The following is a 25417-nucleotide window of genomic DNA, read 5'->3' as shown; positions in this document are numbered from 1 at the left end:
GTAAATTGATATATATAAAAATACTATGTTATGATGAAAGCAAAGACGTTTTTAGTTGTAGGAGGATTTGCCCTGTGTCTGTTGGCGGGGTGTACTCATTATGAATCGGAGACTACATTCGGCAAGGTGCCCGACATCGTGTGCCGGTATGATAATAAGGCGCATGCGTTGCAGTTGCGAATCAATAGGAGTAGTGGTGATGAGAGAAGAAAATACACGAAAGAACAAGAGGATTTGTTGCACAAAGAACTGCCCCAAACACTTCGTGACGAGAAAGTGGATGAGATAGTGGGGCGTGAAATTCCGGTAGATTGCCGAACTGATTACTTTAGTATAGACAAATTCGTGATAACAGAGGTGGATAAAGATGGTAGCATCCTCTTGAATGGCAAGATTCTTTTTAATGTGAATTTTGAAAGAGAATACGATTTGGGCTATGTAGGGCTGACTACGGATTTATGTGATATGGCAGGTACAGCTTATAATTCAAAGAGGTTCTATATGAATTATCGTTTCAGCGATTACTATCAGGCTTTTGTCCCTTCCCGTGAGGCGACCATGCGTTATAAGGCGAAATATCCTAAGAAAGGCGAAACTGCTGATTTTCATTTTAGCATTCCCAATTATTTCTTTGAGGGGCATTACCAGCGTGGCAAGGACTTGCCGGTAAAGGTGGTGATTACGCAGTATGATACTCATCCTCTCAGATGATTATGATACACAGAATGATGTGCTTTTAATGGACGGAGTATCTTATAATAAATTTCTTGCTAAAATAAACCTTTCCATCTGTCAATTATTACTATAAAGGAGTCATTTCCAAGATAAGGTTTCTAAATATTTTGCTTTTAAATGAGAAGCAAATCAACTTTTTTGTTGATAATGAAAAAACAAATACTATCTTCGTAACATAAACGAGAAACGAAATATGATAGTAACATTCGATAAGGACTATTTGCAACAACTTTACGAAAAAGGCAAATGCGATGACAAGAAGCATCGTTTTCAGCCCGACATAGTGAAAAGATATAAAAAAGGAATCGATTACCTTAAACGGGTAAATAAAATCGAAGAACTATTTTTGCTGCCCTCTTTGCATTATGAAGTCCTGAAAGGTAATAAGACGGACATTTCGTCAATCCGTGTGAACGACCAATATCGTATTGAATTTACTGTAAGTGAAACTGTCGAAACTGTTATTACCGTATGTAATGTCCTTGAATTGTCAAACCATTGTAAATAATTTCGTTATGATTGAAGTAAAAGGAATAGATCCTAAAATGATTGCAAACAACATCGACCCTTATGAGCCGACTCATCCTGGAGAACTGATCAAAGATGAAATCGAGTTTCGTGGTATATCACAAAAGAAACTTGCTGATAGAATGGGGGCGTCATATACTGTTGTAAATGATATTATTAACTGTAAACGTGCTGTAAACCCTCAATATGCTCTTTTGTTTGAAGCTGCATTGGGTATTCCTGCGCATATTCTTACAGGTTTGCAGGCTGATTTTGATATGCTTAATGCTAAGCGTAACCAGGCTTTCGCCAAACGTCTCGAAAACATTCGGAAGGTTGCCGCATTGCTATAATTTTGTGTTGAACAGTATTGGGTAATAACCTTTTTATGCGTTCTATTCTTTCTTTTGTTATTTTTCCATGCAGCACTAATCTTTTTGTAGTAACTTCGCTCTGCTAATGTCTTCCAATGACTCATAGAAAGATTCTACATATCGACATGGATGCTTTTTACGCCTCAGTAGAACAGCGTGATAATCCTGAACTTCGTGGCAAGCCTTTGGCGGTAGGTCATGCAGAGGAGAGGGGAGTTGTGGCTGCTGCCAGCTATGAAGCCCGGCGTTATGGTGTCCGTTCGGCGATGTCCTCCCAAAAGGCGAAACGCCTTTGCCCGCAGTTGATCTTTGTGCATGGGCGGATGGATGTCTATAAAGCAGTTTCCCGGCAGATACATGAAATCTTCCATGAGTATACGGATATTATTGAACCTCTTTCTTTAGATGAGGCTTTTCTGGATGTGACGGAGAATAAGAAAGGCATTTCATTGGCAGTGGACATAGCCAAAGAAATAAAGCAAAAGATTCGTGAACAGCTCAATCTCGTTGCGTCTGCCGGAGTTTCTTATAATAAATTCCTGGCTAAAATAGCTTCAGACTATCGCAAACCGGACGGATTATGTACCATTCATCCGGAACAAGCGCTTGATTTTATCGCTCGTCTCCCTATCGAATCATTTTGGGGAGTAGGCCCTGTGACCGCCAAGAAAATGCATCTACTCGGCATTCGCAACGGGCTCCAACTACGGAAATGCTCTTTGGAAATGCTGACAGCGCATTTTGGAAAGGTAGGGGCTCTTTATTACGAATGTGCACGGGGGATTGATGAACGTCCGGTGGAGGCTGTCCGTATTCGTAAATCTATCGGATGCGAACGTACATTGGAGCGGGATATCTCTACCCGTTCATCGGTGATTATCGAACTATATCATGTGGCGGTGGAGCTCGTCGAACGACTCAACCATAAAGATTTCAAAGGAAACACCCTAACGCTGAAAATCAAGTTTCATGATTTTAGTCAGATAACCCGAAGTCTTACCCAGCCGCAAGAGTTAACAACCTTGGACCGTATACTTCCGCTTGCAAAAGAATTGCTTAAAAGTGTAGAATATGAACAGCACCCGATTCGCCTTATCGGACTTTCCGTCTCTAATCCGAAGGAGGAAGCCGATGAACAACACGGCGTTTGGGAACAGTTGAGTTTTGAATTTAGTGATTGGGATTGAACTTAAAATAAGGCAATGATGAGTACGATTTTGGAGGTATGTACTTTTTTGTCATTAGGTTCGTATGATTTACTCACCTTATTTTATAAGATATACACTATCTTTGCCTTACTTAAATGAACAAAAATACCATGAATCGAATGAAACATTTGCTTTGTGTTCTTTTAGTAGCCGCTTTAGGAAGTTTCACTTTCAAAGCCAATGCTTACACCGAACGCAATATGCTGCAAAAAGCGGCAGACGAATCTACATTGAAAAATGTGTTAGTGATGAAACAAGCGTGGGTGCCTTATCCTGCTTATACGGATCGTGCCGCTTGGGATTCGCTGATGGGTCCCAACAAACAACGTCTTATCGAAGCCGGTGAAAAACTTCTCAACTACAAATGGCAACTGATTCCTGCCACCGCTTATTTGGAATACGAGCGTAGCGGCAACCGAAAAGTGATGGAGGTTCCTTACGACGATAATCGTAGAGCACTTAATACCCTGATGCTTGCCGAACTGGCGGAGGGAAAGGGACGCTTTATCGACCAACTTCTCAATGGAGCTTATATGAGCTGCGAAATGAATTCATGGGTTTTATCTGCACACTTGCCCCGTCAGAGCAGTAAACGTTCGCTTCCCGATTTCCGCGAACAGATTATTGATTTGGGCTCAGGGGGGTATGGAGCCTTGATGGCGTGGGTACACTATTTTTTCCGTAAGCCATTCGATAAGATCAATCCTGTAGTATCCCTACAAATGCGTAAAGCAATCAAAGAACGTATTCTCGATCCTTATATGAATGATGATGAAATGTGGTGGATGGCTTTCAACTGGCAACCGGGAGAAATTATCAATAACTGGAATCCTTGGTGTAATTCCAATGCTTTGCAATGTTTCCTCCTGATGGAAAATAATAAGGACAAGCTGGCCAAAGCCGTTTATCGTTCTATGAAGTCAGTGGATAAATTCATTAATTTCGTAAAGTCCGATGGCGCTTGTGAAGAAGGAACCTCTTATTGGGGACATGCTGCCGGAAAACTCTATGATTATCTCCAAATTCTTTCCGATGGTACAGGAGGCAAGATATCCTTGTTTAATGAACCGATGATTCGCCGGATGGGTGAATATATGTCCCGTTCCTACGTAGGCAATGGCTGGGTAGTGAACTTCGCCGATGCTTCGGCACAGGGTGGGGGTGACCCTCTGTTGATTTACCGTTTCGGTAAAGCGGTCAGCAGTGATGAAATGATGCATTTTGCAGCTTACTTGCTGAATGGCAGAAAGCCGTATGCTACTATGGGCAATGACGCTTTCCGTTCCCTTCAATCCCTGCTTTGCTGTAATGACCTGGAAAAAGCGACCCCGAAACACGATATGCCGGATGTTACTTGGTATCCCGAAACTGAATTCTGCTACATGAAAAATAAGAATGGTATGCTGCTCGCTGCCAAAGGCGGATTCAATAATGAAAGCCATAACCATAATGATGTAGGAACGTTCTCTTTGTATGTAAACACGATTCCTGTATTTATTGATGCCGGAGTCGGTACCTATACCAAGCAGACGTTCGGAAAAGACCGTTATACTATCTGGACCATGCAAAGCAATTATCATAACTTACCGATGATAAACGGAGTTCCGCAAAAATTCGGTCAACAATATAAAGCGACCAATACTGTTTGCAATGAAAAGAAGCGTATTTTTTCTGCAGATATTGCCACAGCTTATCCGGCAGAAGCAAAAGTAAAGAGTTGGATTCGTTCGTATGCATTGGACGACCGTAAACTGATGATTACGGACAACTATACATTGAATGAGGCACTGGCTCCCAATCAACTTAATTTCCTGACTTGGGGAAAGGTTAGCTTTCCTTCTCCCGGCAAAGTGCGTGTTGAAGTGAAAGGACAGAAAGTAGAGTTGGATTATCCGTCTCAGTTTAAAGCAGAACTGGAAACTATTAAATTGGATGATCCCCGCCTTTCTAATGTTTGGGGCAAGGAGATTTATCGCATCACACTGAAGACAGAAGAAAAGAAAGCGACTGGGAACTATAAGTTTGTCATTCAACAAGTGAAGTAAAATAAGAACTTAGAATTATAAAGGTATTAAACAATTAAATCACAGTAAGATGAAAAAAGTAGTATTTGCCGGCCTTTTGGCTATTGCAGGAGTAAGCGTAAGCGCTCAGAATCTGATTAAAAACGAGAAATTCGCAACAGAAGTAACGAACAAGGTGACCAATCCGAATAAGGCGACAGCCGGTGAATGGTTCATCATGAATAATGAAGCTGACGGTGCAACTACCATTGCTTGGGAACAGACGGGTGATGCCAAATATCCTAATGCCATGAAGATAGACAACTCCGGAGCTGCAAAGAACATTTCCTGGTACAAGGCTTTCTTGGGACAGCGTGTTACAGACGGGTTGCAGAAAGGTATCTATGTCCTTACTTTTTATGCGAAAGCAAAAGAAGCCGGTACTCCGGTAAGTGTATATATCAAGCAGACGAATGAAGAAAAGAATGATAATGGCAAGTACAATACCACCTTCTTTATGCGTCGTGATTATGATGCTGATTCTCAACCGAATGCTTCGGGAGCACAGTACAACTTCAAAATTAAGGATGCAGACAAATGGACGAAAGTGGTAGTTTATTACGACATGGGACAAGTTGTGAACGCTATCAGCAGTAAGAAAGCAAATGCTGATTTGGAAGTATCTGATACGGATGATGACGCTGCTATCTTGAAAGACTGCTATGTAGCTATTCTTGCTCAGAATAAAGGTGGCGTTGTAGAAATCAGTGATGTCACATTAAGAAAGAAATAAGAGGAAAAAGTGGTTAAAGCGTAGATTAACGCAAATTATCACAGATTATTTCAAGGACATTTACTGAATATCCCTAAAAAAGCAACTAATTCGCAATGAAGTAGTTGCTTTTTTTATTTCAGGATATCCTTATCTCAATTATAGGACTTATATCTTTTAGTTGATTCCGAGTTTCTTTCTCAATTCTTTCGGCAGGGAGTCTTTGTGTACCATGACGCAGATTGTTTTAGCGCGTACATAGCTTTCGGACATATTAAGATATCCCCCGAATTTATTACCGTCCGCTCCCCAAGAGTTTTTAGTTATATAGTATTTAGTGCCGTTTTGGTCTTTGGCAATACCGGTGATGTGCATTAAATGGTCATCTGTCGTTACAAATTTCTCGTAGCCTTCTTGACGGATTTCCGGTGTTACCTTGATTTCCGGATAAGGATGTTCAAACTTAAAAACTTCATCCAGACGTTGATATTTAGGCATCTCTTCAAAACGGGCACGGTCGGTAGTGGAGTAGTCTTTTATATCTTCCACTTGCGGATTGATGGCAATTCCGTTCTTAAAAGAGAAACCTTGTTCGCTGACGTCCCCATCCCAACATACGGTATACCCCTTGTTTAGTGCATAGTCGATGGCTTCTATCAATTCATCCAGAGGGAGGTTATACATTGGCTGGTTTTCCCAATTATCGGGTACTTCCGGTGAGAAAGTTTCATAATAAGGTTTGTGGGTAAAACTGGTCAACTCGATATAATTATCCATGTTCAGTCCCAGACTTTCAGTGAAAGACTGCGGTGTATATTCTTTTCCTTTATAAGTGAACTTCTCCGGTAGTTTGCCCAGATACGTATCGAATAGATTATCAATCAGTGAATAATACTGTGGTGTACGTTTCTTGGAAGCGATATTGGCATCGACCAAAGCTTTGAAGTAGCGGCATAATGCTCCGTGATTATGATCCGTATTACCATTGATCAGACCGGAATAGGCTTCTTCAGGTACGATCCCCACTTGTTTATAGGCATTTTTGAAAGTATGTGCCAGACTTCCTTCTCCAATGTTTCCTTTGCCCCGGCGGAGGTAGTTGTCTTCCATTTGGTTCATATATTTTTGGCGGACAATAAACATTTCCGAGAGGTCGTATTCCCCCTTTCCCATACGAAGTAATTCGGATTCCATAAAAGAAGCGGCGGCAAAGCACCAGCAGGTTCCGGTGGAAGCCTGGTCCTTGACGGGAGTCGTTTTGTGCGATACGATGGTTGTGAATTCATAACCGGGTGTTTGTGCAAAGGTGGTTGCGGCTAATAAAAGTACTGCAACCGACATCAATAGTTTCTTCATAATCTATGTGTTTTATTATTTATTGAGTACAAATGTATAAAAAAAGCGAGGATACTCGAAAGTTCCTCGCTTTTTTCAATATAATTAGTGTGTTTATTTACATGGCTACCTGCTGTGACAGCAGTTTTTGAAGTTTACCGTTCAAGGTTTGGCACATAGCGCCGTTTCCCATTGCTTGATAGCGTTTGATACGGTACTGTAACATCATAATCTTTTCATTTGCATTCTTTTTCATAATTTGTTTCCTCTTTTTTTGCCCTCCACGTTTTGAAGAGCGATTTTACATCTTGTTTTCTTTATTAACACTGCAAAGGTACGAAATGTTTTTGGATTATATGCTGTAAAACATAAAAATCTTCTTTATCCTTTAAAAAAACTTTTTATAAGAGGTTCGAACACGGTGGATGTTACAAACGTATTACATACATTTACAGAGAGTTATTCCGTATTTATGAAAAAATCTTGTATTTTTGTGAATGTGTATTTCAATATACGTACTTATTTGCCTATTCGTTTACTTAATTAACACATAAATATGAAAACACTTCTCCGCTTTCTGTTTATTTTCTTTTTCTCTGCTGTAATATTTTCTTGCAGTGAATCCCATTTTCTGAAAGAAGAATCATATCGTCGACAGGTCTTTCAGGATTTAGAACAGAAACAACAAGCTCTGCCTAACGGTGATTTGTTCGCAATTTTCTCGGACACTACTTTAACTCTTGCCGAACGTGAAGCTTTGATGTTTCTTTATGCTTATATGCCGATAGGAGATATTACGGATTATCCGGGAGAATATTATTTGAAAACTATCCGCCTTTCCGCTCAGACGCGTAGTGAAATGCCTTGGGGAAAGACGGTTCCTGATGAATTGTACCGGCATTTCGTATTGCCTGTCCGGGTGAATAATGAGAGTCTGGATGAATCCCGTGAAGTGTTTTATGGAGAATTGAAGGACAGGGTAGAAGGACTTTCTATGAAGGAGGCAATCTTGGAGGTCAATCATTGGTGTCATGAGAAAGTGGTGTATCGTCCGAGTGACGCGCGTACCAGCTCACCATTGGCTACAGTGAGATCTGCGTACGGCCGTTGCGGAGAGGAATCTACTTTCACGGTTGCAGCATTACGTTCTGTCGGGATTCCGGCGCGGCAGGTATATACTCCCCGTTGGGCTCATACGGATGATAATCATGCTTGGGTAGAGGCTTGGGCGGATGGAAAATGGTACTTTCTCGGTGCTTGTGAGCCGGAACCTGTGTTGAATCTGGGATGGTTTAATGCGCCTGCAAGTCGGGGTATGTTGATGCATACAAAGGTATTCGGGCGTTATAATGGGCCGGAAGAGGTTATGCTTGAGACTGCAAATTACACAGAGATTAATATAACTGCAAATTATGCACCGACGGCACAGGCTGTAGTAACAGTGACTGATACGGACGGTCAACCGGTGTCCGGTGCTAAAGTTGATTTTAAGATATATAATTATGCTGAGTTTTATACGGTCGCTACTAAATATACCGACGTTGCGGGGCAAGTTTCATTGAGTGCCGGACAAGGAGATATGCTGGTTTGGGTTTCAAAAAAAGGGAAATTCAACTTTTCGAAACTTTCTTTCGGTAAGCAGACGGCACTTTCATTGGTACTTGATAAGAAGGAGGGAGATATATTTGCGGTTGATATAGATATGGTTCCTCCTGTGGAAAACGCATCTTTACCTGAAGTGACACAGGAACAACGTACAGGGAACGATCATAGGTTGGCGCAGGAAGACTCTATCCGTAATAGTTATGTAGCTACATTTCCTAACGTTGCGCAGGTTGATTCTGTGATATCCGGGTTAAAATGTAAGATGCACTCGAGTTATAAAAAGGATTTACGTTCATTTATTATTGATTCACGCGGCAATTATGATGTACTGATTCGATTTATAAAGGAAGCGGACCGGCAAGGAAAATTGTTGAAAGGAGTAGCTTTATTGGCTATCATAACAGAGAAAGACCGCCGTGATATTTCGTATGAGGTATTAATGGATCATTTGATGAATACGGAAGATGATGCCGATTTTTTATATGATTGCGTTTTAGGTGTTTGCTTTGATTGCGATTTGACTAAAGTTACCCATGTTCTTAGTCCGCGTATTTCAACAGAGACGCTGACACCCTATAAATCCTTTTTCCAGTCGAAGTTTGCGAAGGCGGAAATAGATTCTTTCCGTGCTTCTCCTCAAACATTGGTAGAATGGGTAGGTGACCGCATTATAATTGATGAAAAAAATAACTCACAACATATTCCTATTTCTCCGGAAGGTGTCTGGCGTTCACGGGTAGCGGATTCTTATTCACGGGATCTGTTTTTTGTAGCATTGGCACGAAGTATGGGAATTCCTGCTTATATGAGAGAGCAGGATGGATGTGCCGGTTATGTGATTCCTCCGGTTTCGGATTATGACGTTGACAATAAGTTTGTAAAAGCGGATTTTGATAAGAAGGAGGGAGTGACGGTTTATGAGGGACTTTATCAACTATATGATGGAGACAAACCAATGTATCGTGATGATAGGGCTAAATATTACAGTAAATTTACTATCTCCAAAATAGAAAACGGAATGCCGGAGTTGATAAACTATGATGAAAGATTTCCGGAAAGAACTGCGGGGATGGTAGATGCAGGATATTATTTATTAGTTACCGGCACGAGATTGGCCGATGGTGGTGTATTGGCAAGAGTTTCTTCTTTTATGTTACCGGCATATACGGCACCTTATTTTGAATTTACGAAAGTTCCTTATCATTTGCGTGAATCGGGCGAACGTGTAGCGGTGATCGGAAACTTCAACTCGGAATCGCTGTTTACTCCGGTGAAAGGAATAGAAGAACAGAACGTGGCTCTTTCAGAAAAGCAGAGTCTGTTGCGAGCCTGTGGACGTGGTTACTTCGTTGTAGGAATCCTGGCTTCGGGGCAGGAGCCTACCAATCATGCTCTGCGTGATATTTCCGCTTTAAAGACAGACTTGGAAAAGTGGGGGCGGAAAATGGTTCTGTTATTTCCGGATGAGGCTCAATGCCGGAAGTTTCTTCCGTCGGAATTTCCGGAATTGCCCTCTACTGTTACGTATGGCATAGATACAGAGGGCATTTACGAACAGATTGCAGAGAATATGAAATTGAAACATAAGAATAATTTGCCCGTATTTATTATTGCCGACACATTCAATCGGGTAGTCTTTGTCTCGCAAGGATATACTATCGGTCTTGGCGAGCAACTGATGAAGAACATTCGTGGATTGTAGCCATTACTCTCCGGGCGGTAGTTACATTTCGTTCGTATTCGTCGATATGTACGGTTCCGCCCATAGATACCGATTCATTCTTATACTTCATCCCGCTTGGAATGCTTTCGCGGGCAGAGAAATGAAACTCCTGTATTCCGGTTTCTCCGGCAATGCGGGAGATGTTCTTTTCATTTACGCCACATCCGGCGAGTAAGGTGATTCTTCCTGCGGCTTGACGGTGTAGTTTTTTGAGTAGAGGAATACCTTGTTCGGCTGTAGGTTGTTGACCGGAGGTCAGAATCCGTTCGCATCCCAGTTCTATAATCTGTTCCAATGCTTCATCGGGATTGCGACAGACATCAAAAGCACGATGGAAAGTGACGGATAATCCATGCGAAGCTTCCATCAATTCTTTCATGGCAACAGTATCAATATCTCCGTTTGCCGTCAGACATCCGAAAACCACTCCATCCACTCCCAAATGGCGGGCTATCTCTATATCTTCCAGCATTATCTTTGTTTCTAAGGGAGAGTAAAGAAAGTCTCCGCCTCGTGGACGGATAATAACGTGCAGGCGAGCAGTGTTCAAAACTTTACGTGCCATTGCTATTTCTCCGTAAGAAGGAGTAGTCCCGCCTTCCGGAATACCTGCACATAGTTCTACCCGATTGGCGCCTCCTGTCTGAGCTGCCAGGCAACTTTCTACGGAATTGGCACAGACCTCGAATTGATACTCTTTCATAGTTTAATAAGACTACTCACCACAGATTACACAGATTCTCACAGATTAATCATTAAACTGTTGTTTTTTAATGAAAATAATCTGTGAGAATCTGTGTAATCTGTGGTGAAATTATTCTCTGTTTTTTTTATTTAGCGAAGCTAACCGCACGTGTCTCACGAATAACAGTGATCTTCACTTGCCCCGGATAAGTCATTTCATCCTGAATCTTCTTGGCGATTTCACCGGACAGGTTTTCAGTCTGTTTGTCGTCAATCTTGTCCGCACCTACGATAACGCGAAGTTCACGACCGGCCTGAATAGCATACGTCTTTGTCACACCCGGATAAGACATAGCTAACTGTTCAAGATCGTTCAGACGTTTGATATACGCCTCTACGATTTCACGGCGAGCACCCGGACGTGCACCTGAGATGGCGTCACAAACCTGTACGATAGGAGCGAGTAAACTAGTCATTTCCGTTTCGTCATGGTGGGCACCGATAGCGTTGCAGATATCCGGTTTCTCCTTATACTTTTCCGCAAGCTTCATACCTAGCAATGCGTGCGGCAATTCCGGCTCTTCGTCGGGCACTTTACCTATATCGTGCAACAAACCTGCGCGTTTAGCTTTCTTCGGGTTCAATCCCAGCTCCGAAGCCATCACCGCACAAAGATTGGCAGTTTCGCGTGCGTGTTGCAAAAGGTTCTGACCGTATGAAGAACGATATTTCATCTTACCTATAATGCGGATTAATTCAGGATGCAGACCGTGGATACCCAAGTCAATTGTTGTACGTTTACCGGTTTCGATAATTTCTTCTTCCACTTGTTTGCGTACTTTTGCCACTACCTCTTCAATACGGGCAGGGTGGATACGTCCGTCGGTTACCAACTGATGGAGAGCCAGACGGGCTACTTCACGGCGAACCGGGTCGAAAGCGGAAAGAACAATCGCTTCCGGAGTATCGTCAACAACGATTTCAACGCCGGTAGCAGCTTCCAATGCACGGATATTGCGACCTTCACGTCCGATAATACGTCCTTTGATTTCATCCGACTCGATATGGAATACTGTAACGGAATTCTCAATAGCCGTTTCTGTAGCTACCCGTTGGATAGACTGTACTACGATACGTTTCGCTTCCTTGTTAGCAGTCAGTTTCGCATCATCCATGATGTCGTTGATATAGGACTGGGCTTGTGTTTTAGCTTCCTCTTTCAATGATTCCACCAGGCGTTCTTTAGCCTCTTCGGCGGACAATCCGGAGATTGCTTCCAACTTCTCGATTTCCTGCTGTTGCAGTTTGTCAAGTTCTTCTTTTTTCTTGTCTACAATGACAAGTTGCGCTTCCAGATTCTCTTTGACAGCTTCGGCTTCCATCTTCTTGCGTTGAATTTCTTCCTGGCGCTGTCCGAGTACCATTTCGCGTTGTTTCAGCTTGTTTTCCGCTTGCTGAATCTTTTGATTTCTGAGTGCTACCTCTTTTTCAAGATCTGCTTTCTTGTTCAGGAATTTCTCCTTCACTTCCAGCAGCTTGTTCTTCTTAATTACTTCCGCTTCCGTTTCTGCTTCTTTCAGGACATTGTCGTATTTGGACTTTAAAGCATACCTGAACAGTATGTACGAGAGTACTCCACCTACGATGAAGCAAGCAATTGCTGTTGCTATTATTACTATCATTCTACATTTAATTTAAGTATATAAATAAAAACGCACCACCAAATATCTAAGCAAGTTCTTGCTCGGATATTGTGCAGTGCGTGGTTGTTTTCTCTTATCAGCGAATAACCGGATAAAATTTATTCTTTCTTGAAATAATCCTCCAGCAATTCAGTCAGTTCTTTTACCTTTTCCGTATAGGGAGCGGTATCATTACGTTGCAACAATTGCAGTTTCTCTAATGAGAACTGATAGGCTACCATAACTATAATTTTTTCCGGTTCCAAATTCAGATGCCCCCATTTTTTCCGGTACTCACCAAGTATGGTATTAACCTGCTTGGCGGCCGCCCGTACTATCTCCTCATTCTCTGGATTGATAAATACCGGATAACACGCATCTGCCATATGCAGGTTTATTCTTATTATATTATCGCTCATACATCCTTTCCTTCTTATTCATTCAACAAAGCGATGCATTTATCGACTTCACGCACTAATTTTGACAATCGCAGCTTCGTCTCTTTTACGTCGCTGCCGTTAAGGCTGATTGCCGTAGCTGTTTTTAGGTTCGTATAGTTGACTTCCAATTCATCGTATTGAGCCTGTATCTTCTCATTTTTCAATTTTTCGAAATCAAGAAGCTTTTTCAACTCGACATTCTCACGCTTTAACTCATCATGCAAATAGAGCAAATGCCGTAGCCGCGTTTCAAAGGTATTCAATAACTTTTTTTCTTCTTCTGTCATTACTACACCAAAATTGTACACAAAAATACGATTAACTCTGATATTACAAAAACTTTTCGGGATAAAATGTTCTTTTTAGCTCAAATTAGTTGTATTTCAGCGTTAGGGTGTGAAAGATATAGACTTTGAATGTGTGGTAGTTCGGTGTGACATTTTTGTTTTTATTTTAAGTATTATACGGGGAAAAACAAAAATGTCACATCGCTGTTAATCAATTAATTAGTACCTAAAATAGTCTCCAAGTAAACGAAGTTTGCAAAAAAACTATAAGAGAATCAGATCTTTTCCGCTAGAAAAGTTGCACTTTATAGTCAATTATTTGAATTTCAGTATTTTAATTGTTCTTCCTGTACGATTTCGGTTATTTTCTATCTCCGCATATTGTTCCAACTCCTTTGTCGTGATACCTCTTCCCGTATTCAGTCCCATTTTTTTATATACTTGCTTCAGCATACTTTTCGCTTCCTGAACGGAAAGTTCGGAGCCTATGGGGAAAGTTCGTTGGATAGATATACGCATTTGTGCCGATTTCTTGATGGTGTGTTCGCTGCTTACGTTCAATGCCGTGCGCAACTTATTCTCGTTATAATCGGATTGGCGGATAAAATCCGCTCCGAAGCAGCAGAAGCAATCGTATATGTATCTGTCGGCAGTCGAAGTAATCAGGTTGCCTAGCATACGCTGGTAGCGTTTTTGTAGCTTTTTATCAGTTGTCCTGCTCATCTTCTCCATCTCTTCCAGTTTGCGGACGATAAGTTCCGCCCTTTTTTTCTTTGCTAGCCGGTGTTGTATCGCCATACGTTCATTGTCGGAAACAGGCATTAGACGCTCTTCATGAGAGAAAACAAAATAATCGGTCTGCCGATAGGCATCGCGAAGCAGGTCAGTAGAAGTGTATAGTCGTTTCACCTGTTCCTTTTCGTAAAAGTTGGCAATCAGGAACGGATCCGGTTTGCCTTTGTCGTCCAGATAGGGGAGGTATGAATTTTCTCCGATCGCTTCCTGCAATAGAGTCCGTTCACCAATATTAGAGGTACGTGCCAGTTGGGATTTCCAATTGTTGTAGACGGTGGAAGCGCCACGAATCCAGTCGTCGATTTCTGTGGATGACATACATTCCAGATCCGGGCGGATGGAAGCGATATGTGTCACGCTATTTACTCCGCCACGAAACCGACCGATAATCTGAATCGCTTCGGTAGCAGGATCGATAACCGATTGGGTAGCACCAAACAAATCGCTAATGAAAATCACGTGCGGAGGGTTGGAAGAGATGATATCTACGGCCGAGTAAAACCTTGAGGTGAAGAAGTTGTAACGTTCCAGTTCGGTAATCATCATTGACTTTTTCCGACGGTTGCCTTTCCAAAGTTTATATTGCCCGTCTTCACTGCAAAAGGTACAGGCGTTGCTCAGTTCCGGAATCAGACGGTAGAAACTGTCTATCGAGTCAATGCTGTTGCAGAAAATGCAGACTGTTCCTCGTTTGGCTTCGATTACTTCCTGCAGTGTCTCCAGCACATTGTTTGTAGTAATTAGTTTTAATTTCTGCCGGTATGCATAGTCCGGTTGGATCAGTACCCGTGCGAAGCCGTCGAAACGGTTGTCTTTTTCGGGAATAATGGGAGTTGCGGAAATCAGCGCCTTATTTTGAAAGAGGAAAAAATCGTTCATCGGTTCGCGGATAGAGTCACGGTAGTGTACGTCCTGCACTAATTTCTCACATTCGTCGAATAAAATGAAACATTCTTCGTACATATCTATGCCTACCGTTTGCATCGCCTCTTTTATTTTGGCGAAACCTTCGGGAGTAGTCAGCAGTTTGTAATGCCTGTCGTGGTTATCTTCCAAGAAATCTATAATTTTCCGGACAGTCACTCCTTTGTAAACGGCTAATGCATTCTTATGTTTTTTAGCTTTTGATTCGATGACGGGCACATTAGGCTCGATGATGATTGATTTTCGTGGAGCTATCAGTTCGCAATGCGTAGCACCCAGTCCGGGCAGTAGCTTGTTGATGATACAATTAGTCGGTATAAATTCTTTCCCGGCACGCTTCAACGCATCCGCAAAGTATTCACCTTTCCGGATGGAGTAAGTTCTGGTGTATTCCATTTTGTTCTAGTATTTGCGTTTGTTGTGTCTTTCGGGATTGTACTTTTCAAATCCGGCCGTTGCTATACGTTTCTTCAGTTGTTTTTCAGCTTTGAATATAACATTCTTTATTTCTATGGATTCCGCCCGATGATTTTCATCGGGTTGTTTGTCCTTGCAGAAACTGCCGTTCAGTGAGAAACTGCCGAAGTCGTCCAAATTGAGGATGTTTCCGTTTTTCAGAACAGCTTCTATACCTTCCAATACCATAGTAAGATTTTTGTATGCATCCCCTTTCGATAGATTGTTCTTGTCCGCCAGGTACTCAACGAAGGCTTTGGTGTCCAATGTATCCCATGACAGGAGCTGTACGCGTACGTTCGTTTCTTTGTTACCTGTAAAGGTATCTGCAAAACGGGTTGTTTTATAAAGTATGCTCACGAGTGATCGTTTTTTATGGTTACTACTTGTTTGCAGTTGAGTAACTTCCGAGTAGGACAAGTGTAGCTGGCGAGTTGCACAAGTGCGGCTGGGTGGTTGCTCAAGTGCAACAGATTAATTCGTGCGGATGATTTTGCTAAAAGATAAGGGGAAGTTATTAATCTGTGCAGTAGGATTTATTAAATCTTCCTTATGAGTCGGTAAAAACATCTTGTCCATTAAGACAATACAAAGGTAGAAAAAAGAATGGTGGTTACAAAAAACAGAGTAAAAAAGAAGTGTTTGATTAAAATTAGGGTGAGGATCAAATAACTTATTTCCCAATTTTAACCGCAACTTGTTTATAACTCCAATTAAATAGCTATTTTTGTGGAAAGAACCAATGATATGTTTATTCATAAGATAGGAAGTTGGATGTTGTTCAGATGGAATGCTGCTCGTTTGTCGGAGTCGATAGTTTGGACAAACTTTTATTGTTTGCTTTTTCATAATATTTATGTATTCTGTGACATGGATTGGCATAGGTTAGTTGTATCATTGCAAATGAAAAATAGAGCTTCGTGATTAAACTATCATATAAGTTTATTAAGATAAGATGTGCATAGGAATAAAAATGGATTAATGTAACAAACTAAAAAATGATTATGGAAAACAAATTACAACATGCACTGGCTGAATTATGGAGAAAGTATGGGGATATTAATGAGATTTTATCAAAGAATACTTATTGTTATTCAGAAGTTTCGGAGCAGTATGATATCCTTTTTACAGGGATTAATCCTTCTGCACGTGTAAAAGACGAAGATGATTGTTCTGAAGGACATCATTTTAAATATCAAGAGGCTATTCTGAATGATCGCTATTTTCGAACGATTGATGAAATTATTCCGAAAACACTGAAAGATAAGGTAGCCTATTTGGATTTGTTTAATTACAGACGTACTAAACAAGGTGATATTGTTGAATTTTTGAAAACCAGTGAGGGAATATCTTTTTTGGCGGAGAATTTATGTATTAATCAGTTGATAATTGAAAATATTATAAAACCCAAAGTAATTTGTGTCAGAAACAAGGGATCTTGGGGATTTTGGGGTAAAAATGCTACTCCCCAAGGAGACGATAATGTTTGGATGGGATATAAATTCAGGAAAGTACAGACATCATTTGAGCAAACGGAAGGTACATTAGAAATCTATAGGATTGAAGGCTTAATTAATAATGAGCAGCGTGTAAGTTTCTTTGAATTGCCTGATACAAACTTGAAAGGAACAATTATAGCATTTGCAAAACACTATCAATATTCAAAGAAGGAGGAACGTATTACTGAGAATATGATTAAGGAATTGTATAAATTAGCAACAGAATAATAGATATAGAAATTATTATCAAGTATCCCGATGTATTTATATATCGGGATTTTTTATTTAGTGCATTGTTTTGGCATATCTTATTCTCATTTTTGTGTGATTAATCAAAGATGAAGAATGGAAATGTATAAGCAAGTTGTATTGGATTTGGTAGACTGTATATCTGTTGGTACGTATGAGCGTCGACAGGTGTTTTTATTATCCTTGCTGTGTTCTTTTGCCGGAGAAAGTATTTTTTTGTTAGGTGCTCCTGGTGTAGCCAAGAGTATGATAGCTCGGCGAATGAAACTTATATTTTATAAGGCAACGGCATTTGAATATTTAATGAACCGTTTCAGCACTCCTGATGAAATATTTGGTCCTGTCTCTATTCAGAAATTGAAAGATGAAGACAAGTATGAACGCATAGTGTCTGGTTATCTTCCTACTGCTGATATTATATTTTTAGATGAAATATGGAAAGCCGGTCCTTCAATACAGAATGCGCTTCTTACTGTGTTGAATGAAAAAATATACCGGAATGGAGATAAGGAAATCCAATTGCCTGTAAAACTAGTGATTGCTGCCAGCAATGAACTACCAGTGCAAGGAGAAGGATTAGAAGCATTATGGGATAGATTTCTACTCCGATATGTAGTGGAGAATATACGAGATAAAAATCTTTTTTATGAGATGATAACCTCCATACAAGATGATAGCTGTAATATCATTATAAATCAACCGTTGACAGAAACGCTTTATTATCAATGGAAAAAGGATTGCTTGGAAGTAAAAGTAAGTCCTATAATCAGGGATATTATAAATGAAATCAGAGATAAGATAGAAAAAGAAAATCAATTGGATGTCCAGTCTGCAGATTTGTATATATCAGATCGACGTTGGAAAAAGAGTATTCATTTGATGCGTGTATGTGCGTTATTGAATGATCGGAAAGAAATTGATTTCACTGATTGTTTCTTATTAGAATATATTTTATGGAATGATAAATCACAAATATTGCTTGTGAAAAAAATTGTGAAGGAGTCTATAACGAAGGTATTATTGCAATCTTATATTGATTTATATCAAAAGTCTAAGAAGGAAATAGACAGCTACCATAAATATATAAAAGGTATTATAAAAAAGAAGGGGGCACCGGCACCCAATAGTATAATAATTATAGATGGATTATTTTATAAAATCAGTGATGTAAAATTGCATCAAATACTTATTCCAATTGCACTTTATAATAAGTTGTCTAGTCAGAATGAACAGGCAAAATTCCAGCAGAATGGGATATATCGGCAACTAACACTAGTCTCTGATTATAATTATCGTGTCTTGCCAGATGTGTTAATCAGAAAGGAGAAAAATGGTTGTTTAGTGATTAATGAACAAGAATATCCGTTGGAACGCTATGCTAGTTTACCGATTATTAATCATTATGCATCAAAAGCTTATAATGCTTTGTTGGAAAAAAGAGAAGAGGTCGATGAACTTAAAAAGAAGCTTATATATGATATTAAGGAATGGAATGGAAGTATTGAGTATAATATATTCAGTACTGATAATTGGAAATTGGTAGGAGCTATAGAATTTGTGACATTGATAGGAGAGCTTTCTGCTACTATTTTTGAGATAGAAAATGGAGAGGAGTGAATCTAAAGACGAAAAAGATCAATTGTGTTTATCCATAATTGGTCAGAGAAAATATTTTATAAAGGAGTATTTAAATAAGGTGTTTGATTCTATTCCTGTTTATATCAGTCGAGATGTTGGTGCAATGGAAATACTGGAAATATTTTTAAAAGAGTCTTTGATAAATAAGCATGATTTGAATTTATTTGCTCAGGAAGAATCTTATTTTTACGAATGTATGCGGATGGATTCTATTTTGTTTCTACAAAACTGGGGGAGGCTGTGTAAAGCTTTGAAAAATACCTATCAAGTTGATGACAGTTTCTTTTTCTATTTTAGTTCAAAATTAGAGAGTGGAGATAGTTATGCACAAGAGGAATTATTGTTATGGTGGAAAAAACAGTTGACAAGGAAACAGTTAGCTTATTGGATAAAGTTATTGGATTACTATAGAAAGAAGTTTCAGAAATTTGTATGTACTACAATAAGACAAGAACGTTCCTCTTTTAAAGATAAGAATCTTTGGTGGAGCCTCGGTGAAGGCATATGGGAGAAAATGGATATTTCGATTTATGAGAAATATAAACTTTTATTTGAGCATAATGATTCACTACAAAATTTGGCAGACATATTGGGAAAGAGAACAATTAGAAAACGAGATGAAAACAGAATGGGGAATAAACAGGAAATGACAGTGACGAAAACAAAAGCTGATATCATCGGTATTTATGAAGGTAATGATTTAAGTAGTATTTTATGTAGTGAGTTTGCATTACTACATCAAGGTATAGATTGTTTGTTTTATAAGAAATATGCTTCTCATCAATTAGAGCAGTGGCTATATGGGTATAAGGAATCATTAACAGAAAAAGTAGGGAGCGTTCTCTTTCAAGAAAAAAAAGGCCCAGTCATTATTTGTCTGGATACAAGTGGATCAATGCTCGGTTCTCCAGAAATCGTGGCTAAAGCAGCTTGTTATGGTATTATCTATATGGCTTTACAAGAAAGAAGGAAAGTCTTTATTATTACTTTTTCTGTGAAAACGAAGTGTCTTGAATTAACTAATTGGCAGAAAGATATAAGTAAGATTGAAGATTTTCTGTCCCATTCATTTTATGGGGGGACACGAATCGATTTTGCTCTACAGCAAACTGTAGAATTGTTGAATACACAGTGCTATAGACAGGCAGACGTGTTGTTAATATCAGATTTTGTAATGCCTAAGTTATCTGTAGACATTGTCACTGATATAAAGAAATGTCAGGAACAGGAGACCATTTTTCACAGTCTACAGATAGGAGGCTTTGATAATCACAGTATCTTGCAGTTGATGAATAAGAAATGGAAATATAATGAGGATAGCGGAGATATTATTTTTATAAAGTGAGTAAAGTTGTATTTAATCTTGAATTATGTCATGTTTTGGCATACCTTATTATCATTTTTGTAAGTGATAATAGTAGTCTCATTAAAAACAGTGTATGTAACTTATTAAAGTATATCCGAATTTCTAGATCTGTAATCGAAATTGGGGCTGAGGCTTTTGAAGGATGTTCTTCATTGAAATTCTTCAATCTGTGGCAAAGGTAGGAGCTTGGGTTTTGGGGAACTGTTCATTATTAGAAAATATTTAAATATCGGATTCAGTTAAAATAGGAAAAAATGTTTTTCAGGGATGTCCGATTGCAAAGAGGATGATAAGATGATCTGTTCAAATGATGCTTGTTTTATATAGAAAATCTCTATATTTGTAAATAATGAATTTTAAAAACGAAAGTAAGGATGGCTAAAGATTTATTTAATAGATACATTTGGCTGGTGGATACAATCTACCGGGTGGGAAAAATTACATTTGAAGAAATAAACGAGAGATGGGTGCGTAGTGAGATGAGTGGTGGAGAGGAAATTCCTCTCCGCACTTTTCATAACCATAGAAAAGCAATAGAAGAACTATTTGATATAAACATAGAATGCAATAAACGAGATGGTTATTCTTATTATATAGAGAATAAGGAGGATATAGAAAAGGCAGGAGTACGTAATTGGCTGCTAAATACGTTTGCTGTAAATAATCTGATAAACGAAAGCCGTAAACTCAAAACACGCATTTTATTTGAAGAAATTCCATCTGGCAGACAATATTTGACTCCTATTATTGAAGCAATGCGGGATAATTTTACAATAGAACTGACTTATCAGAGTTTTTGGCGGGATGAGCCGCACACTTTTAGGGTAGAACCTTATTGTGTTAAAGTATTTAAGCAGAGATGGTATGTGGTAGGTCGTGCTCCTCATTATGATGAAATACGTACTTATGCATTGGAACGTATTCACGGTTTTCAAATTACGGAGAAGAGTTTTGTGTATCCGAAAGATTTTGATCCTCAATCTTATTTTCTTACAAGTTTTGGTATTACAGTGGATGAATCTTGTGAAATAGAACGGATAAGAATAAAGACTTTAGGAAATAAGACTAAGTATATTCAGGCTTTACCATTACATCATTCTCAACAAGAGGTTGAACGTACTGCAGAGTATTCTATTTTTGAATATTTATTGCGTCCAACGTATGACTTCTGTCAGGAATTGTTGTCTCATGGAAGCGATTTGGAGGTATTATCTCCTCAACCGTTGAGAGAGCAAATAAAAAGTATAGTGAAGAATATGGAACAATTTTATGGCTAAACGTATATGATGTGGTTTAGATTATTTTTTGTTTAGTTGTAGCAGGTATTTATATGAGTTATTTTGTACTTTTGTCTCCATCCTATTATATAAAATAAAGAAACCCATGTTGAAAATATTAGTGACCTACGCCGTTCAAGGCGAATTTGTAGAGATAAAATGGCCTGATGTCGAACCGTATTATGTGCGCACAGGCATTGGAAAAGTAAAATCGGCTTTTCATCTGGCAGAAGCAATCCGCCAGGTACAGCCGGATTTGGTGTTGAATATGGGAAGTGCCGGAACAGTCAATCATCAGGTAGGAGATATCTTTGTCTGCCGTAAGTTTGTGGATCGTGATATGCAGAAGATGAAAGAGTTCGGATTGGAGTGCGAGATTGATTCATCGGCTCTGCTCGAAGAAAAAGGTTTCTGTAAACATTGGACGGAAAACGGGATTTGTAATACCGGAGACGGGTTCCTGACGGAATTAACCCATGTAAATGGAGACGTTGTAGATATGGAAGCTTATGCACAGGCATTCGTTTGCCGTTCGAAAGAGATTCCTTTTATTTCCGTGAAATACGTGACAGACATCATCGGTCAGAATTCTGTGAAACATTGGGAAGATAAACTTGCAGATGCACGCCAGGGGCTATCTAATTATTTCAATGTCTTGAAAGAAAGGATATGATAAGTGACTCCTGCGGCAATCAGTCCCAAGAGAACCTTTACCCATATCAGGGGAATCAGGAAGAAAATACAATAAAACATGGTTCCCCACATTAGTACGAGGGAAACTATCTTGGCGCGGAGAGGAATCGCTTTATTTTCACGGTAGTTGCGGATATAAGGACCAAAATAACGATGATTGAGCAACCAGTTATATAGACGGGACGACCCTTTGAAATAAAGGGCTGCGGTAAGTAGCAGGAAAGGTGTGGTAGGCAATAGCGGCAGAAAAATGCCGAGAATGCCGAGTGCTAGGGAAATCGTTCCTATAACAATATATAGAGTCTTCATGCGGCAAAGATAGTGTAAAAAAGGGATTCTGCAATATCATAAAAGTATATGTGCGGTGGCGAACATTTTTTCCTCCGGCCTTGTTGTAATAATACTGCTCAATTGGATAAACAATGTAGCGGAAGAAGCTTAAATTATTACATGATATATTATGAAAGTAGGTTTGTTTATTCCTTGTTATATCAATGCTATATATCCCAATGTGGGGGTGGCATCGTATAAGCTATTAAAAAGTCTGGGAGTAGACGTCGATTATCCGTTGGATCAGACTTGTTGCGGACAACCGATGGCGAATGCCGGTTTTGAAGATGAATCAATGAAGCTGGCACTCCGTTTTGATGATTTGTTTCAACAATATGACTACATTGTCGGTCCCTCCGCCAGTTGTGTCGCTTTTGTGAAAGAGAATCATCCGGGTATTTTAGAGAAAGAAGGTCATGTCTGTCAGAGTGCGGGAAAAATTTATGACCTTTGCGATTTCATCCACGATGTGATCAAACCCACGAAACTGCCTGCACGCTTTCCGCACAAAGTCAGTATTCACAACAGTTGTCACGGTGTGCGTGAATTGTTCAACTCCGCTCCCAGCGAATTAAATATCCCTTATTACAATAAATTGCGTGATTTGCTCAATCTAGTAGAAGGAATCGAGGTGTTCGAACCCAGCCACATTGACGAATGCTGCGGCTTTGGCGGAATGTTTGCCGTAGAAGAGCAAGCTGTTTCCGTATGTATGGGGCGCGATAAGGTGAAAGACCACATGGCTACCGGAGCCGAGTATATTGTCGGAGCGGACAGTTCCTGCCTGATGCATATGCAAGGCGTTATCAAACGGGAACATCTGCCCATTCAGATTATCCATATTGTAGAAATTCTAACATCGCAATCATGAGTACAAAACATTCAAAGGCTGCCGAGAAGTTCTTGCAGGACAGCAAGATGGCAGCATGGCATAACGAAACCCTTTGGATGGTCCGTGCCAAGAGGGATAAGATGAGTAAGGAAGTTCCCGAATGGGAAGAGTTGCGCAACAAGGCCTGTGAACTGAAACTATATTCCAACAGCCATCTCGAAGAACTCCTGCTGGAGTTTGAAAAGAATGCTACCGCCAATGGCGCTATCGTGCATTGGGCGAAAGACGCTGATGAATATTGTGCCATTGTGTACGAGATACTGAATGAACATAATGTGCATCATTTCATCAAAAGTAAATCCATGCTTGCAGAGGAATGTGGGTTGAATCCTTTCCTGATGGAGCGTGGTATCGATGTTGTGGAGTCCGATTTGGGCGAGCGTATTCTGCAATTGATGCATCTCGAACCGAGTCATATCGTGTTGCCTGCCATCCACATCAAACGGGAACAGGTGGGTGAACTCTTTGAGAAAGAGATGGGAACGGAAAAAGGTAACTTTGATCCTACTTATCTGACTCATGCCGCCCGTAAGAACCTGCGTCATCTTTTTCTGAATGCCGAAGCTGCCATGACTGGCGCTAACTTTGCCGTTGCTTCGACCGGTGATATCGTGGTGTGTACCAATGAAGGAAATGCCGATATGGGAACTTCATATCCGAAGCTGAATATTGCTGCTTTCGGTATGGAAAAGATTGTGCCGGACCTGGAGGCGTTGGGGGTATTTACCCGTTTGCTGGCACGTTCGGCTACCGGACAACCGGTTACAACCTATACTTCCCATTACCGTCGCCCTCGCGAAGGAGGTGAATATCACATCATTATTGTGGACAATGGCCGGAGTGCATTGCTGTCCAAGACCGACCATATCAAGACACTGAATTGTATTCGTTGCGGTGCGTGTATGAATACTTGTCCCGTATATCGTCGAAGCGGTGGATACTCTTATACTTATTTTATTCCCGGTCCTATCGGGATCAATCTGGGTATGGCCCATGATCCGGAGAAATATTATGATAATCTTTCTGCCTGCTCTCTGTGTATGTCCTGCTCTGATGTCTGTCCGGTGAAAGTGGATCTTGCCGAACAGATTTATAAGTGGCGTCAGGATTTGGACGGACTGGGCAAGGCGAATACGGGAAAGAAGATCATGTCCGGTGGAATGAAGTTCCTGATGGAGCGTCCGGCATTGTTCAATGCTGCTTTGTGGGCGGCTCCGATGATAAACAGCCTGCCACGATTTATGAAATACAATGATTTCGATGATTGGGGAAAGGGACGTGAGTTGCCGGAATTTGCCAAAGAATCGTTTAATGAGATGTGGAAGAAGAACAAAGTGCAGGGAAAGGAGGAATCTAAATGAGCAGTAGAGAAGAAATATTAGCCAGTATCCGCAAAAATACGCAAGTTCGTTATGATAAGCCGGATATTGCGGATATGAAACAGTTGTCATATCCCGATAAAATAGAACAGTTTTGTGCTATCAGCCGTGCGGTGGGAGGCACGGCTGTTGTATTGGGTGAGGGAGAAGATGTGAATGCGGTGATTCGTCGGACCTATCCGGAGGCTATGCGCATTGCTTCCGTGTTGCCGGATATTTCGTGCGCGACGTTCAATCCCGATAATCTGGATGACCCGAAAGAGTTGGACGGCACGGATGTGGCTGTGGTGAAAGGAGAAATCGGAGTTGCTGAGAACGGGGCTGTCTGGATTCCGCAAACAGTAAAGTATAAAGCTGTTTATTTCATTTCGGAGAAGTTGGTTATCTTGCTCGACCGGAATAAGATAGTGGATACGATGTATGACGCTTACCGTGAATTGGACGGGCAGGAATATAAATTCGGCACGTTTATTTCCGGTCCTTCAAAGACTGCTGATATCGAACAGGCTTTGGTGATGGGAGCACATGGAGCAAAGGACGTATTGGTAATATTGATGTAGTTGT

The 25417-nt window shown here is 40.3% G+C and carries 25 protein-coding genes; 15 read left to right on the top strand and 10 right to left on the bottom strand.

Features of this window, described 5'->3' with window-relative positions:
- Positions 1–30 precede the first annotated feature (30 nt).
- From GD630_RS10090 to GD630_RS10065, 6 genes are all read left to right on the top strand, one after another.
- Positions 31–711 (top strand): hypothetical protein, encoded by a 681-nt coding sequence (locus GD630_RS10090; protein WP_143868275.1) that lies wholly within the window; start codon positions 31–33, stop codon positions 709–711.
- 217 nt (positions 712–928) lie between these two features.
- On the top strand, positions 929–1243 hold the full coding sequence (locus GD630_RS10085; RefSeq protein ID WP_143868276.1) for a type II toxin-antitoxin system RelE/ParE family toxin: 315 nt from the start codon (positions 929–931) through the stop codon (positions 1241–1243).
- Between the two features lie 7 nt (positions 1244–1250).
- A complete protein-coding gene (locus GD630_RS10080; RefSeq protein ID WP_007757997.1) occupies positions 1251–1595 on the top strand; it encodes a HigA family addiction module antitoxin in 345 nt (114 codons plus the stop codon).
- Between the two features lie 116 nt (positions 1596–1711).
- Positions 1712–2803, top strand: coding sequence for a DNA polymerase IV (dinB, locus tag GD630_RS10075; RefSeq protein WP_055279139.1), 1092 nt, complete (start codon positions 1712–1714; stop codon positions 2801–2803).
- A 131-nt stretch (positions 2804–2934) separates the two neighbouring features.
- Positions 2935–4869 carry a heparinase II/III domain-containing protein gene (locus GD630_RS10070; RefSeq protein ID WP_143868277.1) on the top strand — a complete coding sequence of 645 codons (1935 nt, stop codon included), beginning with the start codon at positions 2935–2937 and terminating at the stop codon, positions 4867–4869.
- A gap of 49 nt (positions 4870–4918) precedes the next feature.
- On the top strand, positions 4919–5620 hold the full coding sequence (locus GD630_RS10065) for a DUF4627 domain-containing protein (protein WP_007758006.1): 702 nt from the start codon (positions 4919–4921) through the stop codon (positions 5618–5620).
- Positions 5621–5776: 156 nt separating this feature from the next.
- Here the strand turns inward: GD630_RS10065 and GD630_RS10060 are convergent, their stop codons facing one another.
- Together GD630_RS10060 and GD630_RS10055 are read right to left on the bottom strand one after the other, a co-directional pair.
- Positions 5777–6955 (bottom strand): C1 family peptidase, encoded by a 1179-nt coding sequence (locus GD630_RS10060; RefSeq protein WP_143868279.1) that lies wholly within the window; start codon positions 6953–6955, stop codon positions 5777–5779.
- Positions 6956–7052: 97 nt separating this feature from the next.
- Positions 7053–7190 carry a hypothetical protein gene (locus tag GD630_RS10055; protein WP_004301914.1) on the bottom strand — a complete coding sequence of 46 codons (138 nt, stop codon included), beginning with the start codon at positions 7188–7190 and terminating at the stop codon, positions 7053–7055.
- A 300-nt stretch (positions 7191–7490) separates the two neighbouring features.
- On the opposite strand from GD630_RS10055, the gene GD630_RS10050 reads away from it, so the two are divergent.
- A complete protein-coding gene (locus GD630_RS10050; protein ID WP_143868280.1) occupies positions 7491–10241 on the top strand; it encodes a transglutaminase domain-containing protein in 2751 nt (916 codons plus the stop codon).
- Here GD630_RS10050 and GD630_RS10045 read toward each other — a convergent pair.
- The 7 genes from GD630_RS10045 to GD630_RS10015 form a co-directional block, all read right to left on the bottom strand.
- Entirely contained in the window at positions 10195–10965 is a 771-nt protein-coding gene (locus tag GD630_RS10045; protein WP_143868281.1) for a copper homeostasis protein CutC, read from the bottom strand. The genes GD630_RS10050 and GD630_RS10045 overlap by 47 nt on opposite strands.
- 127 nt (positions 10966–11092) lie before the next feature.
- Positions 11093–12628 (bottom strand): ribonuclease Y, encoded by a 1536-nt coding sequence (gene rny / locus GD630_RS10040; protein WP_007750606.1) that lies wholly within the window; start codon positions 12626–12628, stop codon positions 11093–11095.
- Positions 12629–12747: 119 nt separating this feature from the next.
- Positions 12748–13047 carry a cell division protein ZapA gene (locus GD630_RS10035; RefSeq protein WP_143868282.1) on the bottom strand — a complete coding sequence of 100 codons (300 nt, stop codon included), beginning with the start codon at positions 13045–13047 and terminating at the stop codon, positions 12748–12750.
- 14 nt (positions 13048–13061) lie between these two features.
- Entirely contained in the window at positions 13062–13355 is a 294-nt protein-coding gene (locus GD630_RS10030; protein ID WP_007750603.1) for a hypothetical protein, read from the bottom strand.
- 315 nt (positions 13356–13670) lie between these two features.
- A complete protein-coding gene (locus GD630_RS10025) occupies positions 13671–15470 on the bottom strand; it encodes a hypothetical protein (protein ID WP_143868283.1) in 1800 nt (599 codons plus the stop codon).
- A 6-nt stretch (positions 15471–15476) separates the two neighbouring features.
- The gene (locus GD630_RS10020; protein WP_143868285.1) at positions 15477–15890 is read right to left on the bottom strand and encodes an HU family DNA-binding protein; all 414 of its coding nucleotides are present in this window, start codon (positions 15888–15890) and stop codon (positions 15477–15479) included.
- A 114-nt stretch (positions 15891–16004) separates the two neighbouring features.
- Positions 16005–16379 carry a hypothetical protein gene (locus tag GD630_RS10015; RefSeq protein ID WP_143868286.1) on the bottom strand — a complete coding sequence of 125 codons (375 nt, stop codon included), beginning with the start codon at positions 16377–16379 and terminating at the stop codon, positions 16005–16007.
- Positions 16380–16534: 155 nt separating this feature from the next.
- Between GD630_RS10015 and GD630_RS10010 the strand changes: the two genes are divergently transcribed.
- The 5 genes from GD630_RS10010 (at position 16535) to GD630_RS09990 (ending at position 22232) form a co-directional block, all read left to right on the top strand.
- The gene (locus GD630_RS10010) at positions 16535–17257 is read left to right on the top strand and encodes a hypothetical protein (protein WP_143868288.1); all 723 of its coding nucleotides are present in this window, start codon (positions 16535–16537) and stop codon (positions 17255–17257) included.
- Positions 17258–17374: 117 nt separating this feature from the next.
- Entirely contained in the window at positions 17375–18895 is a 1521-nt protein-coding gene (locus tag GD630_RS10005) for an AAA family ATPase (protein WP_143868290.1), read from the top strand.
- Entirely contained in the window at positions 18882–20261 is a 1380-nt protein-coding gene (locus GD630_RS10000) for a VWA domain-containing protein (RefSeq protein ID WP_143868292.1), read from the top strand. Before GD630_RS10005 ends, GD630_RS10000 begins: the two co-directional genes overlap by 14 nt.
- Positions 20262–20656: 395 nt before the next feature.
- Positions 20657–21559 (top strand): helix-turn-helix transcriptional regulator, encoded by a 903-nt coding sequence (locus GD630_RS09995; protein ID WP_143868294.1) that lies wholly within the window; start codon positions 20657–20659, stop codon positions 21557–21559.
- A gap of 106 nt (positions 21560–21665) precedes the next feature.
- A complete protein-coding gene (locus GD630_RS09990; RefSeq protein ID WP_143868295.1) occupies positions 21666–22232 on the top strand; it encodes a 5'-methylthioadenosine/S-adenosylhomocysteine nucleosidase family protein in 567 nt (188 codons plus the stop codon).
- Here the strand turns inward: GD630_RS09990 and GD630_RS09985 are convergent.
- Positions 22202–22561, bottom strand: coding sequence for a YbaN family protein (locus GD630_RS09985; protein WP_143868297.1), 360 nt, complete (start codon positions 22559–22561; stop codon positions 22202–22204). The two genes, GD630_RS09990 and GD630_RS09985, sit on opposite strands and share 31 nt — an antisense overlap.
- Before the next feature lie 151 nt (positions 22562–22712).
- Between GD630_RS09985 and GD630_RS09980 the strand changes: the two genes are divergently transcribed.
- The 3 genes from GD630_RS09980 to GD630_RS09970 are packed head-to-tail and all read left to right on the top strand — an operon-like array spanning position 22713 to position 25413.
- The gene (locus GD630_RS09980) at positions 22713–23453 is read left to right on the top strand and encodes a (Fe-S)-binding protein (RefSeq protein ID WP_143868299.1); all 741 of its coding nucleotides are present in this window, start codon (positions 22713–22715) and stop codon (positions 23451–23453) included.
- Positions 23450–24835, top strand: coding sequence for a lactate utilization protein B (locus GD630_RS09975; RefSeq protein ID WP_007765470.1), 1386 nt, complete (start codon positions 23450–23452; stop codon positions 24833–24835). The genes GD630_RS09980 and GD630_RS09975 overlap by 4 nt, the downstream gene beginning before the upstream one ends.
- Entirely contained in the window at positions 24832–25413 is a 582-nt protein-coding gene (locus tag GD630_RS09970) for a LutC/YkgG family protein (RefSeq protein WP_143868300.1), read from the top strand. Before GD630_RS09975 ends, GD630_RS09970 begins: the two co-directional genes overlap by 4 nt.
- Positions 25414–25417: the final 4 nt, after the last annotated feature.

This window comes from Bacteroides zhangwenhongii (assembly GCF_009193325.2).
Classification (GTDB): domain Bacteria; phylum Bacteroidota; class Bacteroidia; order Bacteroidales; family Bacteroidaceae; genus Bacteroides; species Bacteroides zhangwenhongii.
This window is presented reverse-complemented; position numbering and strand designations above follow the sequence as displayed.

Excerpts from the sequence above, each read along its gene's own strand:
- GD630_RS10090 (WP_143868275.1), top strand. The coding sequence starts at position 31 with ATGATGAAAGCAAAGACGTTTTTAGTTGTAGGAGGATTTGCCCTGTGT.
- GD630_RS10085 (WP_143868276.1), top strand. The coding sequence starts at position 929 with ATGATAGTAACATTCGATAAGGACTATTTGCAACAACTTTACGAAAAA.
- GD630_RS10080 (WP_007757997.1), top strand. The coding sequence starts at position 1,251 with ATGATTGAAGTAAAAGGAATAGATCCTAAAATGATTGCAAACAACATC.
- dinB (WP_055279139.1), top strand. The coding sequence starts at position 1,712 with ATGACTCATAGAAAGATTCTACATATCGACATGGATGCTTTTTACGCC.
- GD630_RS10070 (WP_143868277.1), top strand. The coding sequence starts at position 2,935 with ATGAATCGAATGAAACATTTGCTTTGTGTTCTTTTAGTAGCCGCTTTA.
- GD630_RS10065 (WP_007758006.1), top strand. The coding sequence starts at position 4,919 with ATGAAAAAAGTAGTATTTGCCGGCCTTTTGGCTATTGCAGGAGTAAGC.
- GD630_RS10060 (WP_143868279.1), bottom strand. The coding sequence starts at position 6,955 with ATGAAGAAACTATTGATGTCGGTTGCAGTACTTTTATTAGCCGCAACC.
- GD630_RS10055 (WP_004301914.1), bottom strand. The coding sequence starts at position 7,190 with ATGAAAAAGAATGCAAATGAAAAGATTATGATGTTACAGTACCGTATC.
- GD630_RS10050 (WP_143868280.1), top strand. The coding sequence starts at position 7,491 with ATGAAAACACTTCTCCGCTTTCTGTTTATTTTCTTTTTCTCTGCTGTA.
- GD630_RS10045 (WP_143868281.1), bottom strand. The coding sequence starts at position 10,965 with ATGAAAGAGTATCAATTCGAGGTCTGTGCCAATTCCGTAGAAAGTTGC.
- rny (WP_007750606.1), bottom strand. The coding sequence starts at position 12,628 with ATGATAGTAATAATAGCAACAGCAATTGCTTGCTTCATCGTAGGTGGA.
- GD630_RS10035 (WP_143868282.1), bottom strand. The coding sequence starts at position 13,047 with ATGAGCGATAATATAATAAGAATAAACCTGCATATGGCAGATGCGTGT.
- GD630_RS10030 (WP_007750603.1), bottom strand. The coding sequence starts at position 13,355 with ATGACAGAAGAAGAAAAAAAGTTATTGAATACCTTTGAAACGCGGCTA.
- GD630_RS10025 (WP_143868283.1), bottom strand. The coding sequence starts at position 15,470 with ATGGAATACACCAGAACTTACTCCATCCGGAAAGGTGAATACTTTGCG.
- GD630_RS10015 (WP_143868286.1), bottom strand. The coding sequence starts at position 16,379 with ATGAAAAAGCAAACAATAAAAGTTTGTCCAAACTATCGACTCCGACAA.
- GD630_RS10010 (WP_143868288.1), top strand. The coding sequence starts at position 16,535 with ATGGAAAACAAATTACAACATGCACTGGCTGAATTATGGAGAAAGTAT.
- GD630_RS10005 (WP_143868290.1), top strand. The coding sequence starts at position 17,375 with ATGGAAATGTATAAGCAAGTTGTATTGGATTTGGTAGACTGTATATCT.
- GD630_RS10000 (WP_143868292.1), top strand. The coding sequence starts at position 18,882 with ATGGAGAGGAGTGAATCTAAAGACGAAAAAGATCAATTGTGTTTATCC.
- GD630_RS09995 (WP_143868294.1), top strand. The coding sequence starts at position 20,657 with ATGGCTAAAGATTTATTTAATAGATACATTTGGCTGGTGGATACAATC.
- GD630_RS09990 (WP_143868295.1), top strand. The coding sequence starts at position 21,666 with ATGTTGAAAATATTAGTGACCTACGCCGTTCAAGGCGAATTTGTAGAG.
- GD630_RS09985 (WP_143868297.1), bottom strand. The coding sequence starts at position 22,561 with ATGAAGACTCTATATATTGTTATAGGAACGATTTCCCTAGCACTCGGC.
- GD630_RS09980 (WP_143868299.1), top strand. The coding sequence starts at position 22,713 with ATGAAAGTAGGTTTGTTTATTCCTTGTTATATCAATGCTATATATCCC.
- GD630_RS09975 (WP_007765470.1), top strand. The coding sequence starts at position 23,450 with ATGAGTACAAAACATTCAAAGGCTGCCGAGAAGTTCTTGCAGGACAGC.
- GD630_RS09970 (WP_143868300.1), top strand. The coding sequence starts at position 24,832 with ATGAGCAGTAGAGAAGAAATATTAGCCAGTATCCGCAAAAATACGCAA.